This is a genomic window from Reyranella sp. CPCC 100927, assembly GCF_007859315.1.
In the GTDB taxonomy this organism is placed as follows: domain Bacteria; phylum Pseudomonadota; class Alphaproteobacteria; order Reyranellales; family Reyranellaceae; genus Vineibacter.
The window spans coordinates 1-3,029 of record NZ_VOHA01000055.1 but is presented as its reverse complement, the minus strand read 5'-3'; the positions used below and the strand labels follow the sequence as shown (position 1 = coordinate 3,029).

At 67.1% G+C, this 3,029-nt stretch carries 1 protein-coding gene and 1 pseudogene; both read left to right on the top strand.

All coding sequences use genetic code 11. The annotated features are described in order from the left end of the window. Window positions 1-224 (top strand): autotransporter outer membrane beta-barrel domain-containing protein (locus FQU96_RS41890; RefSeq protein WP_146547382.1); only part of this gene is annotated, 224 nt, incomplete at its 5' end. 61 nt (window positions 225-285) lie between these two features. Beyond that, window positions 286-3,029 (top strand): annotated as a pseudogene (locus FQU96_RS42435) (hypothetical protein); the annotation flags it as partial.

Genomic DNA, 3,029 nt, shown 5'->3' with positions numbered 1-3,029 from the left:
TGTGGCACGAGTTCCTCGGCGCGCCGCGCACCTCGTTCAGCTCGGCCGACGGCTTCGTGCCTTTCCGGTCAAAAGCCAGCGACACCTGGGCTTCCTTCACCCTGGGCATCACCGGCCAGATCAGCCGCACCGGCAGCCTCTACGTCAGTACCGGCTACGATGTCGGCCTCAACGGCAACAGCCACGCCTGGAACGGCAAGATGGGCCTGCGCTTCCATTGGTGACGGAGTCTGACCGGTTCGTTGCGGCGACAACGGCAGCGTCGAAGTTGGGGAATCAGCAGTAATGCCAGTAACATCCACCAATGCGGTCGCCTTGCCGCGATTGAGACAGCAACTGCTCGCGACGACATTCTCGGTTCCCGTCGTCTTTCTGGCTTCGGTATTGTCGAACTCGAACGCCGCACACGCCATCAACGAGTGCGGCCCCGGCATGACGATCACCTGCGATGCGGCGACGTATACCAGCAGCGCCCTCGCCATCGTCTATACGCCGACAGGCGTTGGGCTGTTTTCGCTGACGGCGACGGGCATCACCGTCCAGCCGGTGGCGCCTCCGGCAAACGTCAACGCCATCAGCATCACGTCGACGGCCAGTACGCCATCGGCGCGCCCCATCCGCGTCACCGCGACCGGCGTGACGCTCAACCCGCTGGGCACCGGCATCGGTCTCAACGTTCAATCCGGCGCCAGCAATGCCAACAAGGGCGCGCCCATCACCATCAATTTCCAGGGCGCGGTCAATGGCGGTGGCACCGGAATCATGGCCAGGACCTGGGGTGCCGGCGCGGTCAACGGTCTGGTCGACATCGACTTCAACGGCACGATGAACATGCCGTCCAGCAAAGGCGGCGCCGGGATCTGGGCCGATGCCCCGCTCGGCGGTTCCATCGACCTCACGGCGACCGGAGCCATCACGATTACCGGCTCAGGCACGAGGGCGATCAGAGCATCGGAGGGCGGCAACCTGAACGCCCTGCCTGCCAACAGCGCGGGCATCACCGTTGTCAACAACGCTGCCCTCACCGTCAGCGGGACGAACGCCATCGGCATCGATGCGCTGTCGTTCTACAACTTCGTCACCATCACCAACAACGCAGCGATCACCGTCACCGGCGAGAACACGATCGGCATTTTCGGCTCGGCCGGACAAACCACTGTGCCGTCCGTTGGCGCGACGAACATCATATCGACCGGCACGGTCACCGTCACAGCAGCAGGGCTGGGTGGCGCGACGGGCATCTACGCCCGTACCGAAGGCCCGGAACTTGCCCACGTCGCCTCAAGCGCGCCCGTGGTCGTCAACACCGGCATTTCATCCGGCTACGGCATCCGGGTGGAATCCTACGACGGCCCCGCCAGCGCCCTTGTGACGGCCCCTGTGACGACCACCGGCACCAACGCGGCAAGCGATCCCGGCGCCGTGGGTGTTTCCGTCGGCAGCTTCGGCACCGGCGTCGAGGATACAGCCACCGTGACGGTGACGGCGCCTGTCGCCACGACCGGTCCCCGCGCCATCGGCATCGAGGCCGACTCGCAAGCCGGCAAGACGACGGTCATCGCGACCAGCGTCACGACCGCCGGCACCCAATCGATCGGCATCAGCGCGCAGACATTCAACTTCGTCGGCCCACCCTCCGGCGACGTCGAGGTGCGGGTCGACACCGTGTCGACCAAGGGCAACGCGGCGCACGGCATCCTGGCGACCTCGAACGACGGTCAGGTGCTCGTGATGTCGACGCAGTCGGTATCGACGAACGGTGTCGGCGCTCACGGCATCCAGACACTGTCGGAGAACGGCAACACGACGGTCGACGTACAGACGGCCACGGCCCTGGGCCAATCGTCCTCGGCCATCCGCGCCTTCACGACCAACGGCGTCGCGGACGTGACGGTGCGGGGCACGGCGCAAGGCGGCTGGGATGGCGCGTTGCCCGCTTACGGCGTGTTCTTCGGAAACGGCGCGACGGGTGGCCCATCGCGGTTGACCAACCTGGGCCAGATCGGTGCGCTGTCGGACCGGGCGATCGGCTCGTTGCCGCGCGCGACCACGGGCACGGCCGGCGGCGTCACGACGGACAACAACGGTACCGTCACGGGATTCGTCGCTTTCACCAGCCCGACCGGCGGTACGAACACGTTCAACAACGCAGGCACGTTCAGTGTCCGCAACTTCGCCGATACGAACGGCGATGGCGCGCGCGACACCAAAGCCGTGTCGATCTCCAACTTCGGCGGTCCCGCCGCTGCCTTCAACAACCTCAGCGGCGGCATCGTGCAACTGGCCGCCGTCACCGGTGCAACGACGACGAACGCATCGGGCGAATACATTCCCACCACCGGCGTGGGCTCGACACCGCTGGACAGCGCCACCTACACGACGGCCAACGCCACGATCGTGCAGGGTCAGTTCGTCAACCTGGCCACCTTCAACCACGCCGGCATCATCGACCTGCGCGGCACGACGCCGGGCAACACGCTGGTCATCACCGGCAATCCCACTGCCGGGGGTGCGCCCGGCAGCGGTGTGTTCGTCTCCAATGGTGGTGCGTTAAGGCTGAACACCGTGCTCAACGGTGGCGTCGGCGCCGACGGCTCGGTCTCCGACGTGCTGATCGTCGATCGCACGCAGCTCGGGCCGGGCGCGACGCAGATCGCCGTCACCAATGTTGGCGGCGCCGGTGCCCTGACACCCGGCAACGGCATCGAGCTGGTCGAGGTGCGCGACAAGCCCAACTCCGCCGCCGGCGCCTTCGCCCTGGCCGGCCGCGTGGTCGCCGGGCCCTACCAGTATTCGCTCTACCGGGGCGGCGTCGGCGCCGACACCGCCGACGGCAACTGGTACCTGCGCTCGGTGCTGGACTGCACGCAGAGCCCACCACCCGCCGGCTGTCCCACACCGCCAACGCCACCGGATCCACCCAACCCGCCGAACCCGCCTGATCCACCGAACCCGCCACCCCCACCGACGCCCGTCGTGCCGGACTACCGCCAGGAGACGTCGCTCTACTCCGCCCTGCCCTCGATGGG